The organism is Paenibacillus sp. FSL E2-0190, from assembly GCF_037992965.1.
In the GTDB taxonomy this organism is placed as follows: domain Bacteria; phylum Bacillota; class Bacilli; order Paenibacillales; family Paenibacillaceae; genus Paenibacillus_AQ; species Paenibacillus_AQ odorifer.
In genome coordinates, this window is the sequence record NZ_CP150306.1 from 3,903,501 (window position 1) to 3,922,782 (window position 19,282).

Consider the following 19,282-nt stretch of genomic DNA (forward strand, 5'->3'; position numbering starts at 1 on the left):
ACCCTGAAACCTCACATTAGTACAACGAAAGACTAGAATACTTATCAGACAAACACTTACTTGAGGTATATTCTTCTGCTTTTAAATATTGTAAAATCTTAACACAGAGCGTCAGCCCATAAAAAAATCAAAGGAGAATACAATATGATACGAAAGCTAACGAAGGATGATCAAGAGCTGCTGATGGCATTGCTGCGGAAAGAGCCGGCGCTTAATTTATTTATCATTGGCGATGTGGAGAATTTTGGGTTTGAGCAGGATTTCATGGATTTATGGGGAGAGATTGACCCAGCCGACGGGCGGATAAAAGCCGCTCTGCTGCGCTTCTATAGAAGTTACCTTCCTTATGCAGATGGCCCTTTTGATGTCGAGGGGTTCGCTGAGATTATCCGAAAGGATAATGACATACATATGATCTCCGGAGCCTCAGAGGTGGTGAAGGCTTTTGACGGGGAAATTAATTTCAAACAAGTAAAACAGCTGTATTTTGCTGAATTAAAAGAAATGAACAATAAAATAAGTGAGTCCTTCTCTTCAGCTGAGCCTATTAAAAAAGCTACGGTTCAGGATGTAGAAGCGATTTGCGCACTCACGGATACCATTGAAGAATTTGAAAGCAGCCGGAATGGTTCAAGAACCAGCCTGCGTAAAACGCTGGAAAGCAACACCGGCCGCACCTATTATATGGAACGGGAAGATAAGGTCATTGTCACCGCTTCAACTTCAGCGGAAAATTCCATGTCAGCGATGATTGTAGGGGTTGCCACACATCAAGCATTCAGAGAGCAAGGCCTTGCTTCGCGCGTAATGGCACAGCTATGTGCAGACCTGCTCCATGAAGGAAAGTCATTGTGCCTCTTTTATGACAACCCACATGCCGGAGTTATTTATAAACGACTTGGTTTTCAAGATATCGGTTCATGGACCATTGTTAACATGTAGACCAAATAGTAAAATCACACTTTTACTTTGCTGCACCATAACTCACGTATATCCCGTGATTCATCCCACGTCCGTTCAGCGGCAATATAGTCGAATAAAGGCTCGATATAGGGGGCGGCAATCTCGTAGCCGCCTAGGGAACGCAGCTGCGCCAGCAATGGGGGGATTGCGGCGCGCAGCGGAGATTTATCGCCGCTGTAGTAGGCGATATGCAGGTCTTCCCGGTCGAGCGGGCGTTGCGTCAGGTCCTCATAATGGCTCACGATTAGGTGAGCCAGATAGACCGCGCCTTTAGCGATGACCGGGGATACCAGGAAGCTCGGTAAGGTCCGGTACTCGAAGCCGCCATGCGGCTGAGTCCGGAAATCGCCGAGCACGCCGTATCGGGGACGACGCGCCCCTGCGCGGACGTCTTCGAGCAGAAGCATGGGCAGCGCGAGATAGTTATCGAGCGCGCGCAGCAGCGGCGCCGTCAGCGTCACGCCGCTGAAGTGCAGATGGCCGCCGAGGGCCCAGCCCGTCAGCGGCATACCGCCCGCCAGCCAGCGCAGCGAGCGGTCGGCGATGATCCGGTCCGCCAGCGCCGCGGCGGACATCAGCTGCGCCAGCAGTGCGCGCGGTTCCCCGCGCGGCTGAGGGCGCAGCTCGGCGACCGGGAACGCGCCGCGCGTTCCCGGAGGTCCGGCGTCGCAGCCAGCGACGCCGTCCGTGGGCAGGTACCGCGACGCAGGCACGACGCGGCCGGTGGATTCCCGGAGGATGATAAACTCCGGGTCCATGCCCATCAGCAGGCCGCTGCGGACCGGCTGCTCCAGAGCCAGCTTTCGTTCCAGCGCTAGCGCTGCGGAACGATAAGGCTCGGGCAATCGTTGCCCGGAGGTCTTTACTAGTGGAGTGACTCCCTCCACCACATACCTCCGGTTCCCCATTGCCCTCAGCAGGACCTCACCGCTATCCAGCCCCAAGCTGTACAGCGTGCGGACAGCAATCCGCTGGAGCAATTTCATCACCCCGCGAAGCTCTCCCCGCACTCGGCCTCCCGTGGTATTGCTCTCGGCATTAGCAATCCTCACAGCTTCGCTGTAATTATCGGCGGCCGCACGCATTCCAAGACCTGCTCCAAGCAAAGAGATGTGGAGGACAGTCAAATGATAAACCAATATCTTATAACACTGCCTGTGACCCTTCTCAGTAGCATCCGAAGCATATGTATCGACAAAATGTTTTCCAGATGGCGTCAGCGTTGCTTCAACCCCACTTCTAAGCAATCTGGACTCTCTCTCTGCCACAGACAATTCTGAATACACCTTAAGACCTTCATTCATACTCTTTAGCGCCTCCATCCGAGCGTGAACCTTTTTTCATCCTAAAAATAAATAAAAAAAAGGAGGGCATTCGCCCTCTACGCCGCCGCACTCCCTACATATAATGGACCATAACCCATTGATACTCAGTTAACGGCGGCGTATCCTTCCTTACAGCTCATCATCCAGATTGTCAGGGTCCAGATCATCGTAATCGAAGCTATCACCTTCAAAATCATAATCCTTGTCTTCTGGATCATCACTTTGCTCAGTGACATACACACGGACTTTGGTCTCAGCCACCAACTCCACTTCGAATTCGCGCTCTACGCGAAGTGTCACACTGCCTCCGCCTGGCGATACGCCCGCCTCTACACAGTTGGGTTCCTGCGTTGCCTCCGCAGAGACCTCAACTGTTGAAGTGCGGTGTCTCGTGTCCAGGTAGGAAAGCGGAATGAGCTCCACATAAGAGACTGTTTCCTTTGCTACCTCGGTCTGCTTGTTCTTGTCGTACGAGTACCAGATGTTTACATCATAAGTACCAATTACTTCGATTCCGTTCCCGGCGGCAACCGCTTCGTATTGGTGGTTGATAATCCAAGCCCCCAAAATACTAGTCGGATGATGTGGCGGAGTCACGGTATGGGTTGCTGTAGAGAACTTACGACCTTTGCCGCAAATTGCCTTCGTAATGATCTCCCTTGTTTGACGTTTATGGCTTAATGACATCTTTGAACCTCCTCCATACAATCATTCACTATCAAGTGTATGCAGGTTCTAGGCATTTGTTGATTGTTAGACTATAAATAAATTTGAGTAAGCCCTCAAGAAGGCTTTTTCAGGAGACTAATAGTTCATTTTATTTCAAAATTTGTACATATATGAGTAGATTCCAAAAATGGTCCAACCTGTTCCAGAGCCATTCCTACCCCCTCAAAAAACCTTAAAACACCAGCTATTGCGGGATTACCCGCACAATTCCAAGCGATCTATGTTTGCTTAAGTCAATAAAATCCTCATCAATATTCACCAGTGGCCGCAAAGGGTCTGTAGCAAGAATCATAACAATTTTTCCTTTTCGCCCATCTGTCAATTCCACTTCGTTCCCTAGCATTGACTGCATTAACTTATTAATAAACACTCTGCAAATATAAGGGTCGAGCTTACCGAACACACTCTCCTCCATTTGCAGTAATACTTCGTATAAAGGAGCCGCTTTGCGATAAAAACGGTCGGAGGTCATCGCGTGAAACACATCAGCCACAGCAACGATTTTACTGAAATCAGTAATCCGGTTTCCAAGCACACCAAATGGATAACCACTGCCGTCCATTCTTTCATGATGCTGTAAGGCTACTAGCGCTTGGGTATGGTTTGTGCCTACCGTATCCCTGATCATCTCATACCCAAAGGTCGTATGCTTTTTCATCAGCTGAAACTCTTCGTCGGATAATGGACCGGGCTTGGTTAATATGTCATCCGGGATTCTCATTTTGCCGATATCGTGAAGAGTCGCTGCAATGGTCAACATGCTCAAATCCTCAGACTTTAGCTTCAGCCATTTGCCTAGCAAGGTAGATATTATGCCCACAGCTACATTATGTCTGTATGTATAATCATCTTTGGTCTGCAAAGCAGCCAATACTCCGTAGAAGTCATTCTTTTCGCTTACCTGCTGGATAAACGGAATCACTTCATTTCTAACTTCCAGCATAGGAATTCTTTTATTTTTGTTATGACGAATCTGTTCAAAAATATTCTCAATCGCAGCTGTACAATCATCAATTGCGAGCTGGAAAAATTCCGCGCTATCCAGCTGGACGACGTCATGAGATTCCAGAGTGATCTTATGTTGACGAATTAATCTAATATGTTCAGCACTCAATAAAGTCAATGCGGGTAAAACAAATACTCCTTTGTCATTAAAGAGGTTAGCTACAAGTTGTTTTCCGATAAATGATTCCATATCTTTGTCCATACGCCTCACCTGCCAATGCGGAAAATTCGTATATGAATTCCCTGCTTGAATTTGAACTCACCCTATAATTGTTAATCCCTTTCGAAGATCAACTTTTAGTTCATACATATTTTATCGTGATTTCAGGGGCGAATGTTAATACTTCACTTTATTAAAGCCTAATTTTAAGCTTTTTTCCGGGTGAGCAAACGTTTCTCAGGCTTATAGCTGACCGGTATTTTATGGCGTTTCGCAATTTTTAAATAAAGTGCCAATTCTCTGCAAAGCTGCAGAATCGCTGATCGCACTTCAAATTCCTCACGTGTCTCTGGCAAATCCATGCTTTCAAACTCATGTTCAAGCTCTTCCAGCAAATGTTCCGTGCGGCCTGTATATTCTTCAGCCAAAACATCTCCGCTAAGCTGGTCGAACAATTCAGCTACCATCTCTCCATGCGGTAAATGGCGATATACTTGAGAAATCAGCTGCATCATGCTTTGTATCGATTCCAGCTGCTCCTTACGCATATAGAAATAGACATTCCAAGCTTCATCAGGATGAATTACATGATTCTCCATCTCGCGAGTAGCTGCTGTCAGTCCCCGCTGCACTGCATTATCCGCATCAATTAATTCTTTGCCATCCCACATATACGCAGGCTCACGCAAAGTACGAGCCATTTGAGTAAAAATAACTGAAAAGTATCGATCCACTTCCTTGCGGATTCCATAAATAACTCCCCCAGTCTGTGGCATGTAAATTAAGTTGACCACCCCCGCTGAACCGAGACCTATGGCCAGTAGCTCTACTTGCTGCAACAACACATGTAGCGATAACTCAGCTTGTCCAAACACACGAAACACAATAACAGAGCTAGTGACAATCCCTTCCTTGTAGCCAGACTTCACAATCATTGGAAAGCCAACAAGAACGTACAGTCCAAGTACCCAGTAATGAAACCCTAATATCCAAAATAAAATACACCCAAAAAAGAGTCCCACGAGCGAGGCCAAAAAACGCGCCGTTATCGTCCGGAAACTCCTTTTCAAGGTAACCTCCACACCCAGAATGGCTAAAAGCCCTGCACTTTGTGCATTGGGTATGCCTACTGCAGACGCGAGAAGAACGGACATTAACGTCGCAGCAGCTGTTTTAATCACACGAAATCCCATAACCCTATCTCTCCTTAAAAGCACTAACCGTTAATAGGTAAAGATATAGACATGTTACAAGATTTTGTGAATGGACACAACGTTACATTAGACTTACCGACGGTATAACAAGCGCTTCTCCAGATACACTACCAGTTGATACATTGCCGTTGCTACGGCTGCAATAATCAGCAGACTGGACATTACAAGCGTGAAATTAAACACCTGGAATCCATATATGATCAGGTACCCAAGACCGGATTTTGCTACTAGAAACTCTCCTACGATAACCCCGACCCATGACATTCCCACATTCACCTTTAGGGTAGAGACCACCGTTGGAAAAGATGCCGGAAGAATCACTTTAAAAAACACCTGAACTTTAGAAGCTCCAAAAGAGCGGACCACCTTCACCAGATTAGGATCCACACTGCAAAAGCTATTGTAAACAACAAGTGTAGTAATAATCACCGTAATCGATAAGGTTGTCACAACGATAGCGGTGAAGCCCGCCCCGAACATTACGATAAAAATCGGCCCCAAGGCCACCTTCGGCATACTGTTAAAGACAACCATAAACGGATCAAGCACCGCTGATAAAAACGGAGACCACCAAATAATCACTGCCAGCAGCGTTCCTAACAAGGTTCCCAGAACAAAGCCTACCGCAGTCTCTCCTACCGTCATCCCCAAATGAGGCCACAAGCTTCCACTGATCATATCCTGCCAAATCTGCTTGAAGATTTTTGTCGGGTAGCTGAACAATAACTCATCAATCCAGCCCATTCTTGCTCCCGCTTCCCACAACACAAAGAACAGCAGCAACAGACTGCTTCTTACAGCAATAACCTGATTACGCCGGCGCTGTTTAGTTTTTTTGAAATCCACATGCATTTGCTGCAGCCACAGTTCACGGGAAGCTAAGACACCCGCTTGCTCTGTTCGTTTCATTAGCTTTCCCTCCCTGCGATCTCCATCTCTGTCCATACTTCATGAAAAAGCTCCGCAAACCCTGGCTGATCACGCGCATACAGCGGTGGGGCTGAGCGGATTAGCTCCGGAACAGGAAAAACTTTACGAATCTTCCCTGGATTTCGCTGCAATAAAATAACCCTACTGCTGACCGCAATCGCTTCTGACAGATCATGCGTGACCAAAATAGCCGTGGTTCCCCGGCTGCGTAAGGTCTCTGAGACTAAATCTTCCAGCTGAAGTTTGATCTGATAATCAAGTGCCGAGAACGGCTCGTCTAACAGCAGCAGTCCTGGATTGGTAGCTAATGTTCGTACAAGAGCCACCCGTTGCCGCATCCCTCCGGATAGCTGAGAAGGATAGGCCTGTTCTTTCCCTTCTAATCCCATCTCGCGCAGCAGCTCCAAAGTCCGTTTATGACTTTCTTCGTTTAAGCTTCCGGTAAGCTCCAGTCCAAGCACGGCATTGTCAAGAATACTCCGCCAAGGAAAAAGATAATCCTGCTGCAGCATATATCCAACCTCAGGTGAAGGGCCTAGAATGGGTTGGCCATTTACGAATACTTCTCCCTCAGAGGGCTGCAGCAGTCCGGCAATAATCGATAGGAGAGTCGTCTTACCACAGCCACTTGGGCCTACTAAGCTGACGAACTCTCCTTGCTCGACATTAAGATTTAGATCCTCAACGGCCAGTGAAGCTTCCCGATCGCCGAGATAGGCATGCGTTACTCCCTTTAATTGCACTACTGGAAGCAAGGTCATCCCCTCCTTATAGTTAACAAAATCCATTTAGGATCTTATCTCTCTTATTTAGAGCCACTGCTCTTTATGGTCTTTTCAGCTTTTTCAGCAAAAGTATTGTTCACGATTTTTTCTGCTGGAACACGTTCTTTAAGTTCACCTGCGTTGTCCATAACATCTAGTAGATTATTCCATTCCTCATTATCAACAACCGGATTAATGGCGTAGGTGTCCTGCTCCTTGTAACGTTTTACAGCAGAAATCACAATGTCACGATCCGTTTTATCAAAATAAGTTATTATGGCATCCGTAATTTCTTCAGGACTATGTTCTTTCACCCAAAGCTGGGCACGCTGGATGGCATTAGTGAACTTTTGCACGGTATCTCCATTTTTGCTAATGTAGCTGTTTTTTGACATGAATACCGTATAAGGTAAATAACCGCTCTCCACCCCAAACGATGCCACTACAGCTCCCCGGTCTTCTCGTTCGAAGATAGAGGCCTGCGGCTCAAACAGCTGCACATAATCCCCAGTACCTGAAGCAAATGCACCGGCAATATTAGCAAAATCGATATTTTGGATCAAGGTAATATCCTTCGCAGGATCAATTCCCTTTTTAGATAAAGTAAACGCGCCTGCCATTTGTGGCATTCCGCCTTTTCTTTGACCAAGGAAGGTAGAGCCCTTCACTTTATCCCAATTAAAATCTCCATCAGCCTTCCGGGCGAACAGGAATGTTCCATCCCTTTGAGTCAGCTGTGCAAAATTAATGATCGGATCATCCGAGCCCTGCTGATACACGTAAATGGAGGTTTCTGAACCAACCAACGCCACATCAATAGCTCCTGAGAGCAATGCAGTCATGGTTTTATCTCCACCGGGAATCGTCTGCAGTTCTACATCCAGCCCTTCATCTTTGAAGAAACCTTGAGTCAAGGCAACATACTCGGGTGCATAAAAGACAGAGCGGGTAACCTCCCCAATCTTCACCTTTACCGTCTCTGACTTTCCGCCGCAACCGGCAAGTACTGAAAAGCATAAAGTAATGATCATGAGCGACAATGACAGCTTTTTCCGAATCTTCATTCTTCATTCTCCTTTCTTACCGGGTCCTTCGCCCTTGCTTAAAGCATATGCACATGCCTACTGAAAGGTTAAAATCCCGAATATCGTGGGGAATTAAAAGAATATCCATGATATCAGCGGTTTTTATTGATTTTATGGATAAATATCACTGGATTTGCTGTTTTTATATCTGTGCAAACGTTTTACCTGAGGATTTGATTACAGTACTATAAGAATTAAAGCGCTTACCATTTCCTTTATAGGAAAATTGCAGCAGAAGGGGTTATTTTATATGGATAAACTAGCAACATCTATCGCCAAAAAACACACAATAAACGGACTTTTGACTCTTAGCTTAACTGCCGTTCTGCTATCCGGTTGTTCAGTAAATAATAACAATATTCCCTCCTCTGCCTCCCCTTCTCCATCGCCAAAAGCAAATACAGCTCAGAATACTACAACACCTCCCGCTGCAAAAACGATAACCACTGACGAACAGCCCTCAACGGTTTATTATGAGATTTTTGTTCGTTCATTCTATGACTCTGACGGGGATGGCATCGGTGACCTCAAAGGGATTACCAAGAAATTAGATTACTTAAATGACGGAAATCCTGACACCACAGACGATCTGGGGATCGGTGGGATTTGGCTTATGCCTATTAACCCTTCACCAAGCTATCATGGTTACGATGTGACAGATTATCGTGCAATCAATCCAGATTATGGGACGATTGAGGATTTACAAGAGCTCGTTACGGAGGCGCATAAACGTGGGATTAAAGTAATTATGGATTTGGTCGTGAATCATACCTCCAAAGAACATCCTTGGTTCGTAGATTCCGCTAAAAATAAAGACAGCAAATATCGCGACTGGTACATATGGGCTGAAGATCAAGGACGCCCTGCCAATGGAGCTAGTGCCGCTGGTAGTGGCAGTGCATGGCACTCTTTACTGGGTAGTCATTATCTAGGTGGCTTTTGGGAAGGCATGCCTGATCTAAATTTTGATCATACGGAAGTTCGTAATGAAATGAAGGATATCGGTAAGTTTTGGCTGGAACAAGGGGTTGATGGATTCCGTTTAGACGCTGCTAAACATATTTACGAAGACCTTCTAAGCGACAAAAGCCAAGCCACAACCAATAAAAATGTATCTTGGTGGCAGGATTTCCGCAAATCGATGAATGAAGTAAATCCTCAAGCTTATATTGTCGGCGAAGTATGGGAGAATTCTGCAGTCACCGTAGGGGCTTATTTGGATCAAGCCTTCGACTCTAGCTTTAACTTTGGGTTAGCCGAGACCCTTATTAATTCCGTGAAAACTGAAAAAGACAGCGGGACTGCCTTTACGCTGGAACGTACGTATAATTTGTACTCCAAAATATCTGATAGCCATTTTACCGATGCAATTTTTTTGACAAATCATGATCAAAACAGAGTCATGAGTCAATTAGACGGCAATCTGGATCATGCAAAAATGGCAGCAGCCCTGCTGTTAACCTTACCTGGAAATCCTTTTATTTATTATGGTGAAGAAATAGGAATGCTTGGTGTAAAACCAGATGAAGGAATTCGTGAGCCCATGAGATGGATGACAGCGGATCAGGGTGAGGGGCAGACTACTTGGGAGGTCGGCAGCAATAACGCTGATGATGTTAGCATTAATGTCGAAAGCCAAACTAACGACAGCAGCTCACTGCTTAAAAGATACCGCGAACTCATTGCGTTAAGAAACGAAGTCCCTGCGCTCCGTGATGGCGGAATTCGAGACTACACTTCTGGCAATGCAGGGGTAATGGCCTACGAACGTATAACAACAGAGGATCAAGTCCTCGTTGTTCATAACCTAACTGGAGATGAACAAATCATTACGCTTCATCCAAATGTTGAGGGTATCTCTTACACCAAGATCCAAAAGACAACTGCTGACAAAGTGACCTTAAATTCAGATCAGCTTACTCTTCCTCCCTATTCAACGGTTATTGTGGACTAGGAAAAGCGGAGGAATGAAACACCCACTCTGCCACAGAACCACATAATTGTGCTTTCGATATAGGAAGAGCTACAATCCAGTCTTGGGAAGGATCGCTGCTCATTCGCAGCAACCAGCCACTTGAATGATCACTTATGAAGCTAGCATACTGAAACTTCCAGCCATTTTCACTAGAAATACAGAGTCGCAATTCTCCCTCTGCGTCGAAGCATTTCATCACTCGTGCAAGATGGTTGGAATGGACATCATCTCCTGTCTCTGCAGCTAAACACTCTGAGAGTCTGTGAACCGTAGAGGAATCAGAGCCTTTTTTCAGCTCCTCGAACCTTTTTTTTGACATTAGTAACGCCGGAATCCCGTGAGCAAAGGGCTCCATCGCTCTCTCACATTCGAACAACTCGAGACAAAAGCTCTCTGTTTCATCTCTGTTCTTCAGCACACACGGGGGAGAGTCCGGTGTATTATTGCAGTAGGCTAGTATTTTATCCTTATGTATTTGTAAACACAGATCTTTAGTTTTCTCCTTCTCTCTATATTTGAATCTACCTATCCTTTCTGCTGTAGACGCAGTATTTAACAATTCATTTAATACTACTTGGTCGGTTACCCGATCTGGAAATAAAAATTCCGTTAAATCCGTTAAATCCGTTCGTTCTTTCTCATTCACATTATTGTATCCTTCCTGTATTACATATAAATGTATATTAAACTAGCAATCTTTATGTTATCATAAGCTAATTTTAAGGTAAAATTAAGAAACAAGGGGTATGATCATTAACATGAAATACTTGTAGCGAGGTGATTTCAAAATGAGAATGCTCATCACATTTCAGAACAAACTTGTACCTGTGTATTTCACAACAGAAAATAAACAGCCCACTCAAAAAGTACTTAGATTACTTAACAGTACGCTGGAGCTCAAAATTCAAAAGGGCAAAAGTGCCCTCCAGAAATGCCTCAATTCTCTGATTAGTATCGAAATTAAAGGCTCTGAAGCTATATTGCACAGTTACAGTGAAAATGATTCATTGGCGCTATCCCTCTATTAATGGAGGGGTAGTTTTTTTGTCACAACATTGCTGTCCTCAGCTTTCTAATAAGGAACGTCCTAAGTATCCAAGTGGTGCAGCTTGGACTCGTTGTCTTTTTGAAGCTAAACTTGATCCAAAATGACACTCCGTTTGATTGAGATACTATTTGCGCATACATAGGCATACATAGCTTCAACTCTCAAAGTCAGGGACCTTGGTTCGCTGGTCCTGCTTGGTCCTGCTTGGTTCTGCTTGGTTCTACTTGGTTCTACTTGGTTCTACTTGGTTCTGCTTGATGCCACTTTGTACTGATTTGTGCTATTTCATGGCACGTTTGGATTTCTGCTTGCCGGCCATCCCCATAGCCGGCTGCTATCGGACTCAGATGACCTTAATCGTAACTTTTGGGCTCATTTGGAATTCTAACGGACCCCAGGGTCACTATTGGCTCGAAAAACACTAATTATCGACCTCAAAAAGCTAAATAGCTGCGCTGGAGTCCGAAACTCTGCTCTAATGTTCATAAATTCGCACATAGCGTCATCTGAGTCCGCGGTAATCTAAATTCGAAACTCAGTTTGCTTTAGTTGCTATTGTCGTGTACATAGTTGCTACTATCGTGTACATAGTTGCTACTGTCGCGTGCATAGTTGTTACTATCGTGCACATAGTTGCTACTGTCGCGTACATAGTTGTTACTGTTGAGCTTTAGTCGCTGCTTTTGAACTCATAGCCACTGCTTTCGGACTCAGATGACCTAAATCGTAACTTTTGGGCTCATTTGGAATCCTATCGGACCCCAGAGTCGCTATTGGCGCGAAAAGCACTAATTATCGACCTCAAAAAGCTGAATAGTTGCATTGGAGTCCGATACTCTGCTCTAATGCTCATAAATTCGCATATAGCGTCATCTGAGTCCGCAGTAATCTAAATTCGAAACTCAGTTTGCTTTAATTGCTATTATCGTGTACATAGTTGCTACTGTCGTGTACATAGTTGCTACTGTCGTGTACATAGTTGCTATTGTCGCGTACATAGTTACTACTGTTGTAGCTTTAGTCGCTGCTTTTGAACTCATAGCCACTGCTTTCGAACTCATAGTTGGATGCTTTCGGACTCAGATGACCTTAATCGCAACTTTTGGGCTCATTTGGAATCCTATCGGACCCCAGAGTCACTATTGGCGCGAAAAACACTAATTATCGACCTTAAAAAGCTGAATAGCTGCGCTGGGGTCCGAAACTCTGCTCTAATGACTGAAAATTCGCATATAGCGTCATCTGAGTCCGTTGGCCGCTGAGGATACTTGGAAGGTCACTTAGCGAGTGATTTGTTGTCTGACTTAGCCGTTAACTTGGTGTGTAGCTCAGTTATAATCAGCGGGTGACTTGGTGTTACTTGGTGTGTAGCTCAGTGAGTTACTCGGCGGGTGATTAGTTGTGTTAGTCAGTGAGGTGACTTAGCCGTTAACTTGGTGTGTGACTCAGTGGGTAACTCAGCGGGAGATTTGTTGTGTGCCTTAGTAAGTCGTTTAGCGGTTGACTTAATGTGTGACTCAGTTAGTGACCTACACGTTACTAGTTATGTGACTCAGTTAGTAACTTAGCCGTTAACTTGGCGTGTGACTGACTCAGTGTGTAACTTAGCAGTTGACTTAGTGTGTAACTCAACAAATGACTTTGCATGGGTCATCAGATTAGATGTAGCGGGTGGCCTGACCCTACTATGTCACCTGCCAAAAGTGACGTTTGTCGTAGGTTGGCTTTCATTTGCTGCCCCTTTATGCTGAAGCAATCTGCCAGAACTAAAAAACGCAGAGCAGTGATCCCCCCTTAACGGGAGGATCACTGCTCTGCTATATTTACGGACTTTTTTAACCCAAGGACTCTGTCTCATTCAGCGAAAAATCTACTATTAAGAAGAGCTCAGCAATTATCAGCTGATCTTGTAATTCTTCTGCTCTGCTTTTTCAGCTTTCTGGATTCGAAGTCTAAATAGCTTCACTAAATTCTGACGCGTATGCTCTTCGTGACAGCTGTCCAATTTTTTAATGATAAACCGATCGATGGACATGTCAATCGCTCCTTTTAGATCATTCTGGAACTTATAGAGACAGGAAATTATTTCCTGTTCTCTTGTATCACCTATTAACCTTGTTTTCATTTTTTCAAACTCCTTAAGCGCAAACAAATTTCAAGAACAAAAAAATAATTTACAAACAAAAGATTACATGCTATATTAAATATAGTTAATATTAAATACACACATGCAAGGGAGAAATCATAATGTCTAAAGTTCTATTTATTAAAGCAAACAACCGTCCAGCAGAACAATCCGTAAGTGTTAAGCTGTACAATGAATTCTTGGAGAGCTACAAACTCAACCACCCAGAAGATGAAATCACTGAGCTTGATCTGTTCGCAGAGCAACTTCCATACTACGACAATACCCTGATCACTGGTATGTATAAAGCCGCTCAAGGATACGAAGCAACACCTGAGGAAGCAGCTGGTGCCGCTATCGTTAATAAATATCTTAATCAGTTCATCGCTGCAGATAAGGTAGTATTCGGTTTCCCACTGTGGAACATGACTGTACCTGCTGTATTGCACACTTATGTAGATTACCTTTGCCAAGCTGGTAAAACATTCTCTTACACTGCTGAAGGTCCAGTTGGTCTTTTGACAGGTAAAAAAGCAATCGTTCTGAATGCAAGAGGCGGTATCTACTCTGAAGGTCCTGCTGCAAGTGCTGAAATGGCAGTAAACTTCATCGTTGGTAACCTTAACCTGTGGGGAATTAAAGATATTACACAAGTAATCATCGAAGGCCACAACCAACTTCCAGCACAATCCGCTGAAATCATTGAAAACGGATTGCAACTGGCTAAGGAAACTGCTGCATCCTTCTAAACCATAACCGTTTAGATTCAATTCAATAATGAAGGGCGCCCCTTAGCTGTCAAAAGCTAAGGGGCGCCCTTTTTCAATGTCTATGCCGTTATATCAATTCTTTTTAATATTCATCCAGCTCTTTACGCCATCCGTATCCTCTGGTTCTGGATGAACTCACTTTAGTGGAAGCTGCGCTTTTTCTCTTAAGCTTGGCTTCTTTATTATTTTGGTACAGTACTTCTCGTTGTGTTTTTCGGTAGTTGAATAGTCTCTTCTCTTCCAGTTCACCTGTTTGGACTGCTTCCAGTACAGCACAGCCCTCTTCGCGTTCATGTCTACAGTTACTAAACCGGCACTTAGAAGCTAGACCGCTGATATCACTAAACGCTAGATCAAGACCACCTTCATCTTCCCAGAGCTGCAGCTCCCGCATCCCCGGTGTATCTACGATAATCCCCCCATCCGGCAAAACAAACAGTTCACGGTGGGTAGTAGTATGACGTCCGCGGCTATCCCCTTCTCTAACATCCTGCGTAATCTGAAGGTTCTTCCCGCATAGCCAGTTGACCATTGTCGACTTCCCACAACCGGAAGAGCCCGTAAGAGCTACTGTTTGACCCTCACCAATGTAAGGCAGCAGCTTCTCGCGTCCTTCATCTTGTATTGCACTAACAGCATGTACTGATACTCCGGGAGCCGCGCTCTCCATTTCAGCGATTTTACTGTCTGCATCATGACAAAGATCCGCTTTAGTGAGTAGAATAACTGGATTTGCCCCACTATTCCAAGCCATGATCAGATATCTCTCCATCCGGCGAACATTAAAGTCATCATTCAACGCGCTGACCAGAAATAATGTGTCTACATTGGAGGCAACAATTTGCTCATCTTGTGTATTTCCTGCGACCTTGCGTGAGATCACACTCTGCCGAGGCAATACGCCATGTATGATTCCATGCTCGCCGCCATCTTGCATCGCCAATGCTACCCAGTCTCCAATGGCAGGAAAATCACCCGAGGCTACAAATGTGTGTCTCAGCTTCCCGGCAAGCTCTCCCCACGTCTCTCCTACATCAGTTAACACCTTGTACTTACTGCCAAAGTCACCAACGATTCTCCCGGGAATAAATTGTTTATCCTCTGCATGACTCCACTTTTCATTCCATTTTGTACTCCAGTTTTCATTCCAACCATATTGCTTTATGCTATTCATTCATTTCCTCCTAAAAGATATGTTTATGTTTTTTCTTGCCCCTTGGCGTTTTCCGAGAACACAAAAAGCCGCCGGAAATAAAGACTCCGGCGGCGGTATATAGACATGTGGATTTATTACACCAAATCCAATCTTTCTACACACGCAAAAAAGCCACCGGACCCTATACGGTTCCCGGTGGCTCTAATAAGCGTAATTGAGCTTACCTGCTAAACTGCCCGAATCAATTATTCGGCAGCAGCTGTTCCCGGAAGACACGTATCCACAACAGTTGAGTTCATTACATTTAAAACTGTCATAAAACATCGTCTCCTTCCGAAATTTAAGATGCTGTTATCATAATTGGTGCAGCAGTAAAATGTCAACCCCAAATTTTCCAGATTACAAAATAGCCTTTAATTCTTTCAGCTCACGGATCATTTTCCAAGGTTGGATGTCCAGCTGATCATCCCAAGGATGTTTCCTTTGCAGCCATATCCCTTCAAGGCCAGCCTTACCTGCCCCCCAGATATCATTTACCGGATGATCCCCTATAAACAAGGTTTGATCCGCAGAGGCACCCAGCCTGTCTAAAGCTAATTGATAAATCGCAGGATCAGGCTTCGCAATGCCAACTTCTCCAGATATAACTATAGCCTTGAAGTACTCTCGCAGGCCGAGAATATCAATTTTGGTGTTCTGGATTTCTTTTTTACCGTTGGTGACCAGCCCCAAAGTATATCCACGCTCCACGCAATACTCCAGAACCTCCAAAGCATGCTCCATGGCTGCACCATGATTGATGTAGCTCGCATCATAATACGCTCGGATATGTTCAGCCGTCACAGGCTTTTCCCAAGGCAGGATCTCACTAAGTTCTAAAAAAAATCCGTCTTTATCACGGTAGCCATCAGCGTCTCTGTGGATCATATCCTCGATCACGGCCTGCGCTTCCGCAGGTTCAAGATGCCCAAGAAAATCCTGCACGAACTGAGTGCTAAAGCTGCGAAATGTATAGTCGCGATCCATTAAAGTATTGTCCAGATCAAATAAAATAGCCTGTACTTCCTTCATCAAGCAATTCCCCTTACATGCTGTTAATTTTCAAACCTAACCTACAGAATGTAATTGTACTATGCCTTTAGAGACAAAGAAAAGACTATTCAACAAAAAGGATTTGTGGCTTCCCTTTTACTGAACAGTCTTTGTGAAGATTCATATCTGCGTCATTCCTTTACTCGAAATGCTCTGCCCGATGGGTCAGCATCATTTCTTCATCCGTAATATACAGCGGAAAAGGAGGTGTTTCTTTTAGATAACTTTCTGTAGATAACAACCGATAATGAACCTCTGGCAACCAGGTGTCTTCAAGCAGCGGTAGCTTGCCTGTATCACTAATATAACTGTCTACAGCAGCCTGAACTAAATCCAGATAATACGGTACTAACTTGTCTTCTTCCTCGAAAATTTCATAGGTCTCTCGAGACATATAGAAATTCCGTTCGGGTATTCCACCCAAATAACGTTTCAGACGACTCATATCGATTCTTTTGTCCTCTAAGATTAATGCTGTTCTATTAATAGGTCCAGGCATATCTTCTTCGAACTTTCGAATCGCCTGTTTCACTTGAGGTAATGTGACGGTTACATGATCTGATTTGGGTTGCTTTTTTGTGCGTTTAAATAACATAACGAAAGTCTCCTTTCTAAATATGTCTCAGATAACGCTTACAATTCCATTTTATTCGAAATTCGAATAATTAATCAGTACATTTCAAATCGACACAGAATGTTAATATTTAAAAGATCATTATTTGACATATTCCCACCGAGTCCATACTTCTCGAGGATTTAGTTCATACTTGTCCTTCTCACGATACATAAACTGATGCATGATGAATTCACGACGAATAGTGGCAAAATCTTCATGAAACTGCTTAATAAACTCATTGATTTCCTTTTCCGTATAAACAACACCTGGCTCCAGCTTCTCAACCATGTATTGAAGCGCTATCAATTTCTTCTTGTATTGTGCTGGAATTTGCCGCAGCCGGCCATCTTTAGAGAAAAAATTACGGATTACAGTATCCTGAAGACTATTCTCAGGCAATTGCTCTTCCATATTCTCAGCTCCTTTCGAAAAAATAAATTGCAGTGAAGCTTCAGCCCCATTATTGATAAACTCCGGATTCAACTTAAAGTAAACTGTATTTTTGTCGCGTCTTTCCTTTATTAGAGCCGCTTCACGTAATTTAGCCGCATGATGAGTGACTGTAGGCTGCGATAAATTCAACTTTTCAGCCAGCGCTTGCCCGTGCATTTCTCCTTGGGACAAAAGCAACAATAAGCGAAGACGCGTTGGATCAGCTAAAGCTTTATGATAACTCACGATTTTCTCCAACTGCACTGGGTTCACGCTCCTAGAATTTCACAATAAATTGATACATTAGATATATATCTAATTATATAATAATCAACGTTGTTCTTGCAATGGTTATTATACTCAATCTACTTTTATGGAAAAATTCATGAATTTAGGGTAGGATTTAAAGAAAAGATAGTAACAATCAGGAGGTAACCCGCTTTATGAAAGATGTCATTATTATCGGTGCAGGTCCTTGCGGCCTCTCGGCAGCTATCGAATGCCAACGCCAAGGCCTGTCCAGCCTTATCATTGAAAAAAGCTTTATTGTGCACTCCATTTATTTGTATCCAACAAATATGCAATTTTTCAGTACGGCTCAGTTATTAGAAATCGGGGATGTTCCTTTCACTTCGACGAACGACAAGCCTTACCGTCATGAAGCGCTTGTCTATTACCGCCGAGCCGCCGAGCAATATGGTCTAGAGATCGCCGCTTATGAAGAAGCTTTATCCATTGAGCCGCTTGAAGATGGAACCTTTGCCGTACATACGTCAAATATGCGTGGTGAGCATCAGAAACGTATCACTGCAAATGTAGTTATAGCAACAGGTTATTTTGATCAGCCGAATATGATTGGCATTCCAGGTGAAGAACTACCTAAAGTTACTCATTATTTCGGTGAAGCCCATCCTTACACGGGAATGAAGGTAACTGTAATTGGCGGCAGTAATTCCGCAGTAGATGCAGCACTGGAGCTTATGCGTGTAGGAGCTACGGTAGATATGGTATATCGTGGTGAAAGCATCTCAGAGAATATTAAACCTTGGGTTCGGCCAATCTTTGAAGGCATGGTGCAAAAAGGGAAAATCACTCTGCACTTAGGCTCGCGTGTCACTGAAATTACTGCAAGCTCAGTAATTGTTACGGATCATAAGGGGGACAAGAAAGCATTGGATAATGATTTCGTTCTTGCCTTGACTGGCTTCCGTCCGAGCCGTACCCTCCTCACTTCAGCGGGTGTGATCATGGATGACGACATGGATAAGCCTGCTTTTAACACCTCTACCATGGAAAGTAATGTTCCAGGGTTGTATGTTGCTGGAGTAATCGCCTCCGGCCGCAATGCTAACGAAGTGTTTATTGAGACCGGAAGAGGGCATGGTAAGCTCATTGCAGATCACATTGTGTCAAAAGAAAGTTCTAATCCTAAGGAGTTGAAACATTAAGATGGACATGACCTCTTTGCTTTTGCTTGGACTTGCAGCGCTCGGAATTATCAGCAGCAATTCCCCTGTAACAATAGCAATGGTCGTCCTATTACTGCTAAGAGTACTTGGCTTACAGCAAACTTTTCCTTGGCTAGAAAAATACGGTTTAACCATCGGGATTATCATCCTGACCATCGGGGTCATGACCCCATTAGCCAGCGGCAAAATATCGCTGCAGACAGTCGGTCAATCCTTCTTGCACTGGAAGTCCTTGCTTGCTATCGCTATTGGCATTCTCGTCGCTTTTCTTGGAGGCCGCGGTGCTACGCTCATGACCAACCAACCCACAGTTGTTGCAGGTCTGCTGATTGGCACGGTGATCGGGGTTGCGTTATTTAAAGGCGTTCCGGTCGGTCCGCTGATCGCAGCCGGCATTTTATCACTTATGATCGGCAAAATGTAA

At 44.4% G+C, this 19,282-nt stretch carries 19 protein-coding genes; 6 read left to right on the plus strand and 13 right to left on the minus strand.

Going from position 1 to position 19,282, the window contains the following annotated elements; all coding sequences use genetic code 11:
* Positions 1–144 precede the first annotated feature (144 nt).
* Positions 145–942, plus strand: a complete 798-nt coding sequence (locus NST25_RS17045) for a GNAT family N-acetyltransferase (protein WP_076302620.1) — start codon at positions 145–147, stop codon at positions 940–942.
* Between the two features lie 14 nt (positions 943–956).
* Here the strand turns inward: NST25_RS17045 and NST25_RS17050 are convergent, their stop codons facing one another.
* The 7 genes from NST25_RS17050 to NST25_RS17080 all read right to left on the minus strand — a co-directional run bounded on the left by NST25_RS17050 (position 957) and on the right by NST25_RS17080 (position 8,154).
* Positions 957–2,267, minus strand: coding sequence for a hypothetical protein (locus NST25_RS17050; RefSeq protein WP_340391890.1), 1,311 nt, complete (start codon positions 2,265–2,267; stop codon positions 957–959).
* Between the two features lie 150 nt (positions 2,268–2,417).
* Entirely contained in the window at positions 2,418–2,975 is a 558-nt protein-coding gene (locus NST25_RS17055; protein WP_036687755.1) for an outer spore coat protein CotE, read from the minus strand.
* 226 nt (positions 2,976–3,201) lie between these two features.
* A complete protein-coding gene (locus tag NST25_RS17060) occupies positions 3,202–4,224 on the minus strand; it encodes an HD-GYP domain-containing protein (RefSeq protein ID WP_051491532.1) in 1,023 nt (340 codons plus the stop codon).
* A gap of 164 nt (positions 4,225–4,388) precedes the next feature.
* Complete coding sequence (locus NST25_RS17065) at positions 4,389–5,375, minus strand: aromatic acid exporter family protein (RefSeq protein ID WP_076128366.1); 987 nt, start codon at positions 5,373–5,375, stop codon at positions 4,389–4,391.
* 93 nt (positions 5,376–5,468) lie between these two features.
* Positions 5,469–6,305 (minus strand): ABC transporter permease, encoded by an 837-nt coding sequence (locus tag NST25_RS17070; protein ID WP_076128364.1) that lies wholly within the window; start codon positions 6,303–6,305, stop codon positions 5,469–5,471.
* The gene (locus NST25_RS17075) at positions 6,305–7,081 is read right to left on the minus strand and encodes an ABC transporter ATP-binding protein (RefSeq protein ID WP_076142119.1); all 777 of its coding nucleotides are present in this window, start codon (positions 7,079–7,081) and stop codon (positions 6,305–6,307) included. Before NST25_RS17075 ends, NST25_RS17070 begins: the two co-directional genes overlap by 1 nt.
* A gap of 50 nt (positions 7,082–7,131) precedes the next feature.
* Complete coding sequence (locus NST25_RS17080; RefSeq protein ID WP_340391892.1) at positions 7,132–8,154, minus strand: ABC transporter substrate-binding protein; 1,023 nt, start codon at positions 8,152–8,154, stop codon at positions 7,132–7,134.
* A gap of 271 nt (positions 8,155–8,425) precedes the next feature.
* Here NST25_RS17080 and NST25_RS17085 point away from each other — a divergent pair, with 271 nt between their 5' ends.
* On the plus strand, positions 8,426–10,129 hold the full coding sequence (locus tag NST25_RS17085; protein WP_340391893.1) for an alpha-amylase family glycosyl hydrolase: 1,704 nt from the start codon (positions 8,426–8,428) through the stop codon (positions 10,127–10,129).
* Here NST25_RS17085 and NST25_RS17090 read toward each other — a convergent pair.
* Positions 10,116–10,796: a hypothetical protein gene (locus NST25_RS17090; RefSeq protein ID WP_339168188.1), complete on the minus strand. Its 681-nt coding sequence runs from the start codon at positions 10,794–10,796 to the stop codon at positions 10,116–10,118. The genes NST25_RS17085 and NST25_RS17090 overlap by 14 nt on opposite strands.
* 142 nt (positions 10,797–10,938) lie before the next feature.
* On the opposite strand from NST25_RS17090, the gene NST25_RS17095 reads away from it, so the two are divergent.
* A complete protein-coding gene (locus NST25_RS17095; protein ID WP_036687997.1) occupies positions 10,939–11,178 on the plus strand; it encodes a hypothetical protein in 240 nt (79 codons plus the stop codon).
* Positions 11,179–13,095: 1,917 nt separating this feature from the next.
* Here the strand turns inward: NST25_RS17095 and NST25_RS17100 are convergent.
* Positions 13,096–13,323 (minus strand): hypothetical protein, encoded by a 228-nt coding sequence (locus NST25_RS17100; protein ID WP_038571602.1) that lies wholly within the window; start codon positions 13,321–13,323, stop codon positions 13,096–13,098.
* A gap of 122 nt (positions 13,324–13,445) precedes the next feature.
* On the opposite strand from NST25_RS17100, the gene NST25_RS17105 reads away from it, so the two are divergent.
* Positions 13,446–14,072: an FMN-dependent NADH-azoreductase gene (locus tag NST25_RS17105; RefSeq protein ID WP_076128352.1), complete on the plus strand. Its 627-nt coding sequence runs from the start codon at positions 13,446–13,448 to the stop codon at positions 14,070–14,072.
* 103 nt (positions 14,073–14,175) lie between these two features.
* On the opposite strand, the gene rsgA is transcribed toward NST25_RS17105, so the two are convergent.
* From rsgA to NST25_RS17125, 4 genes are all read right to left on the minus strand, one after another.
* Positions 14,176–15,267 (minus strand): ribosome small subunit-dependent GTPase A, encoded by a 1,092-nt coding sequence (rsgA, locus tag NST25_RS17110; protein ID WP_076128350.1) that lies wholly within the window; start codon positions 15,265–15,267, stop codon positions 14,176–14,178.
* Between the two features lie 381 nt (positions 15,268–15,648).
* On the minus strand, positions 15,649–16,320 hold the full coding sequence (locus tag NST25_RS17115) for an HAD family hydrolase (protein ID WP_076128347.1): 672 nt from the start codon (positions 16,318–16,320) through the stop codon (positions 15,649–15,651).
* A gap of 160 nt (positions 16,321–16,480) precedes the next feature.
* On the minus strand, positions 16,481–16,936 hold the full coding sequence (locus NST25_RS17120; protein ID WP_036688004.1) for a DUF3939 domain-containing protein: 456 nt from the start codon (positions 16,934–16,936) through the stop codon (positions 16,481–16,483).
* Positions 16,937–17,056: 120 nt separating this feature from the next.
* A complete protein-coding gene (locus tag NST25_RS17125; protein ID WP_036688006.1) occupies positions 17,057–17,653 on the minus strand; it encodes a metalloregulator ArsR/SmtB family transcription factor in 597 nt (198 codons plus the stop codon).
* Positions 17,654–17,832: 179 nt separating this feature from the next.
* Between NST25_RS17125 and NST25_RS17130 the strand changes: the two genes are divergently transcribed.
* Together NST25_RS17130 and NST25_RS17135 are read left to right on the plus strand one after the other, a co-directional pair.
* Positions 17,833–18,837: a YpdA family putative bacillithiol disulfide reductase gene (locus NST25_RS17130; protein WP_036688007.1), complete on the plus strand. Its 1,005-nt coding sequence runs from the start codon at positions 17,833–17,835 to the stop codon at positions 18,835–18,837.
* Between the two features lies 1 nt (position 18,838).
* The gene (locus NST25_RS17135) at positions 18,839–19,282 is read left to right on the plus strand and encodes a DUF441 domain-containing protein (RefSeq protein WP_036688009.1); all 444 of its coding nucleotides are present in this window, start codon (positions 18,839–18,841) and stop codon (positions 19,280–19,282) included.

Bases quoted from the DNA above. Each gene is read 5' to 3' on its own strand.
- rsgA (WP_076128350.1), bottom strand. From the start codon at position 15,267: ATGAATAGCATAAAGCAATATGGTTGGAATGAAAACTGGAGTACAAAA.
- NST25_RS17045 (WP_076302620.1), top strand. From the start codon at position 145: ATGATACGAAAGCTAACGAAGGATGATCAAGAGCTGCTGATGGCATTG.
- NST25_RS17070 (WP_076128364.1), bottom strand. From the start codon at position 6,305: ATGAAACGAACAGAGCAAGCGGGTGTCTTAGCTTCCCGTGAACTGTGG.
- NST25_RS17105 (WP_076128352.1), top strand. From the start codon at position 13,446: ATGTCTAAAGTTCTATTTATTAAAGCAAACAACCGTCCAGCAGAACAA.
- NST25_RS17120 (WP_036688004.1), bottom strand. From the start codon at position 16,936: ATGTTATTTAAACGCACAAAAAAGCAACCCAAATCAGATCATGTAACC.
- NST25_RS17060 (WP_051491532.1), bottom strand. From the start codon at position 4,224: ATGGACAAAGATATGGAATCATTTATCGGAAAACAACTTGTAGCTAAC.
- NST25_RS17050 (WP_340391890.1), bottom strand. From the start codon at position 2,267: ATGAATGAAGGTCTTAAGGTGTATTCAGAATTGTCTGTGGCAGAGAGA.
- NST25_RS17115 (WP_076128347.1), bottom strand. From the start codon at position 16,320: ATGAAGGAAGTACAGGCTATTTTATTTGATCTGGACAATACTTTAATG.
- NST25_RS17130 (WP_036688007.1), top strand. From the start codon at position 17,833: ATGAAAGATGTCATTATTATCGGTGCAGGTCCTTGCGGCCTCTCGGCA.
- NST25_RS17065 (WP_076128366.1), bottom strand. From the start codon at position 5,375: ATGGGATTTCGTGTGATTAAAACAGCTGCTGCGACGTTAATGTCCGTT.
- NST25_RS17080 (WP_340391892.1), bottom strand. From the start codon at position 8,154: ATGAAGATTCGGAAAAAGCTGTCATTGTCGCTCATGATCATTACTTTA.
- NST25_RS17055 (WP_036687755.1), bottom strand. From the start codon at position 2,975: ATGTCATTAAGCCATAAACGTCAAACAAGGGAGATCATTACGAAGGCA.
- NST25_RS17100 (WP_038571602.1), bottom strand. From the start codon at position 13,323: ATGAAAACAAGGTTAATAGGTGATACAAGAGAACAGGAAATAATTTCC.
- NST25_RS17095 (WP_036687997.1), top strand. From the start codon at position 10,939: ATGAGAATGCTCATCACATTTCAGAACAAACTTGTACCTGTGTATTTC.
- NST25_RS17085 (WP_340391893.1), top strand. From the start codon at position 8,426: ATGGATAAACTAGCAACATCTATCGCCAAAAAACACACAATAAACGGA.
- NST25_RS17135 (WP_036688009.1), top strand. From the start codon at position 18,839: ATGGACATGACCTCTTTGCTTTTGCTTGGACTTGCAGCGCTCGGAATT.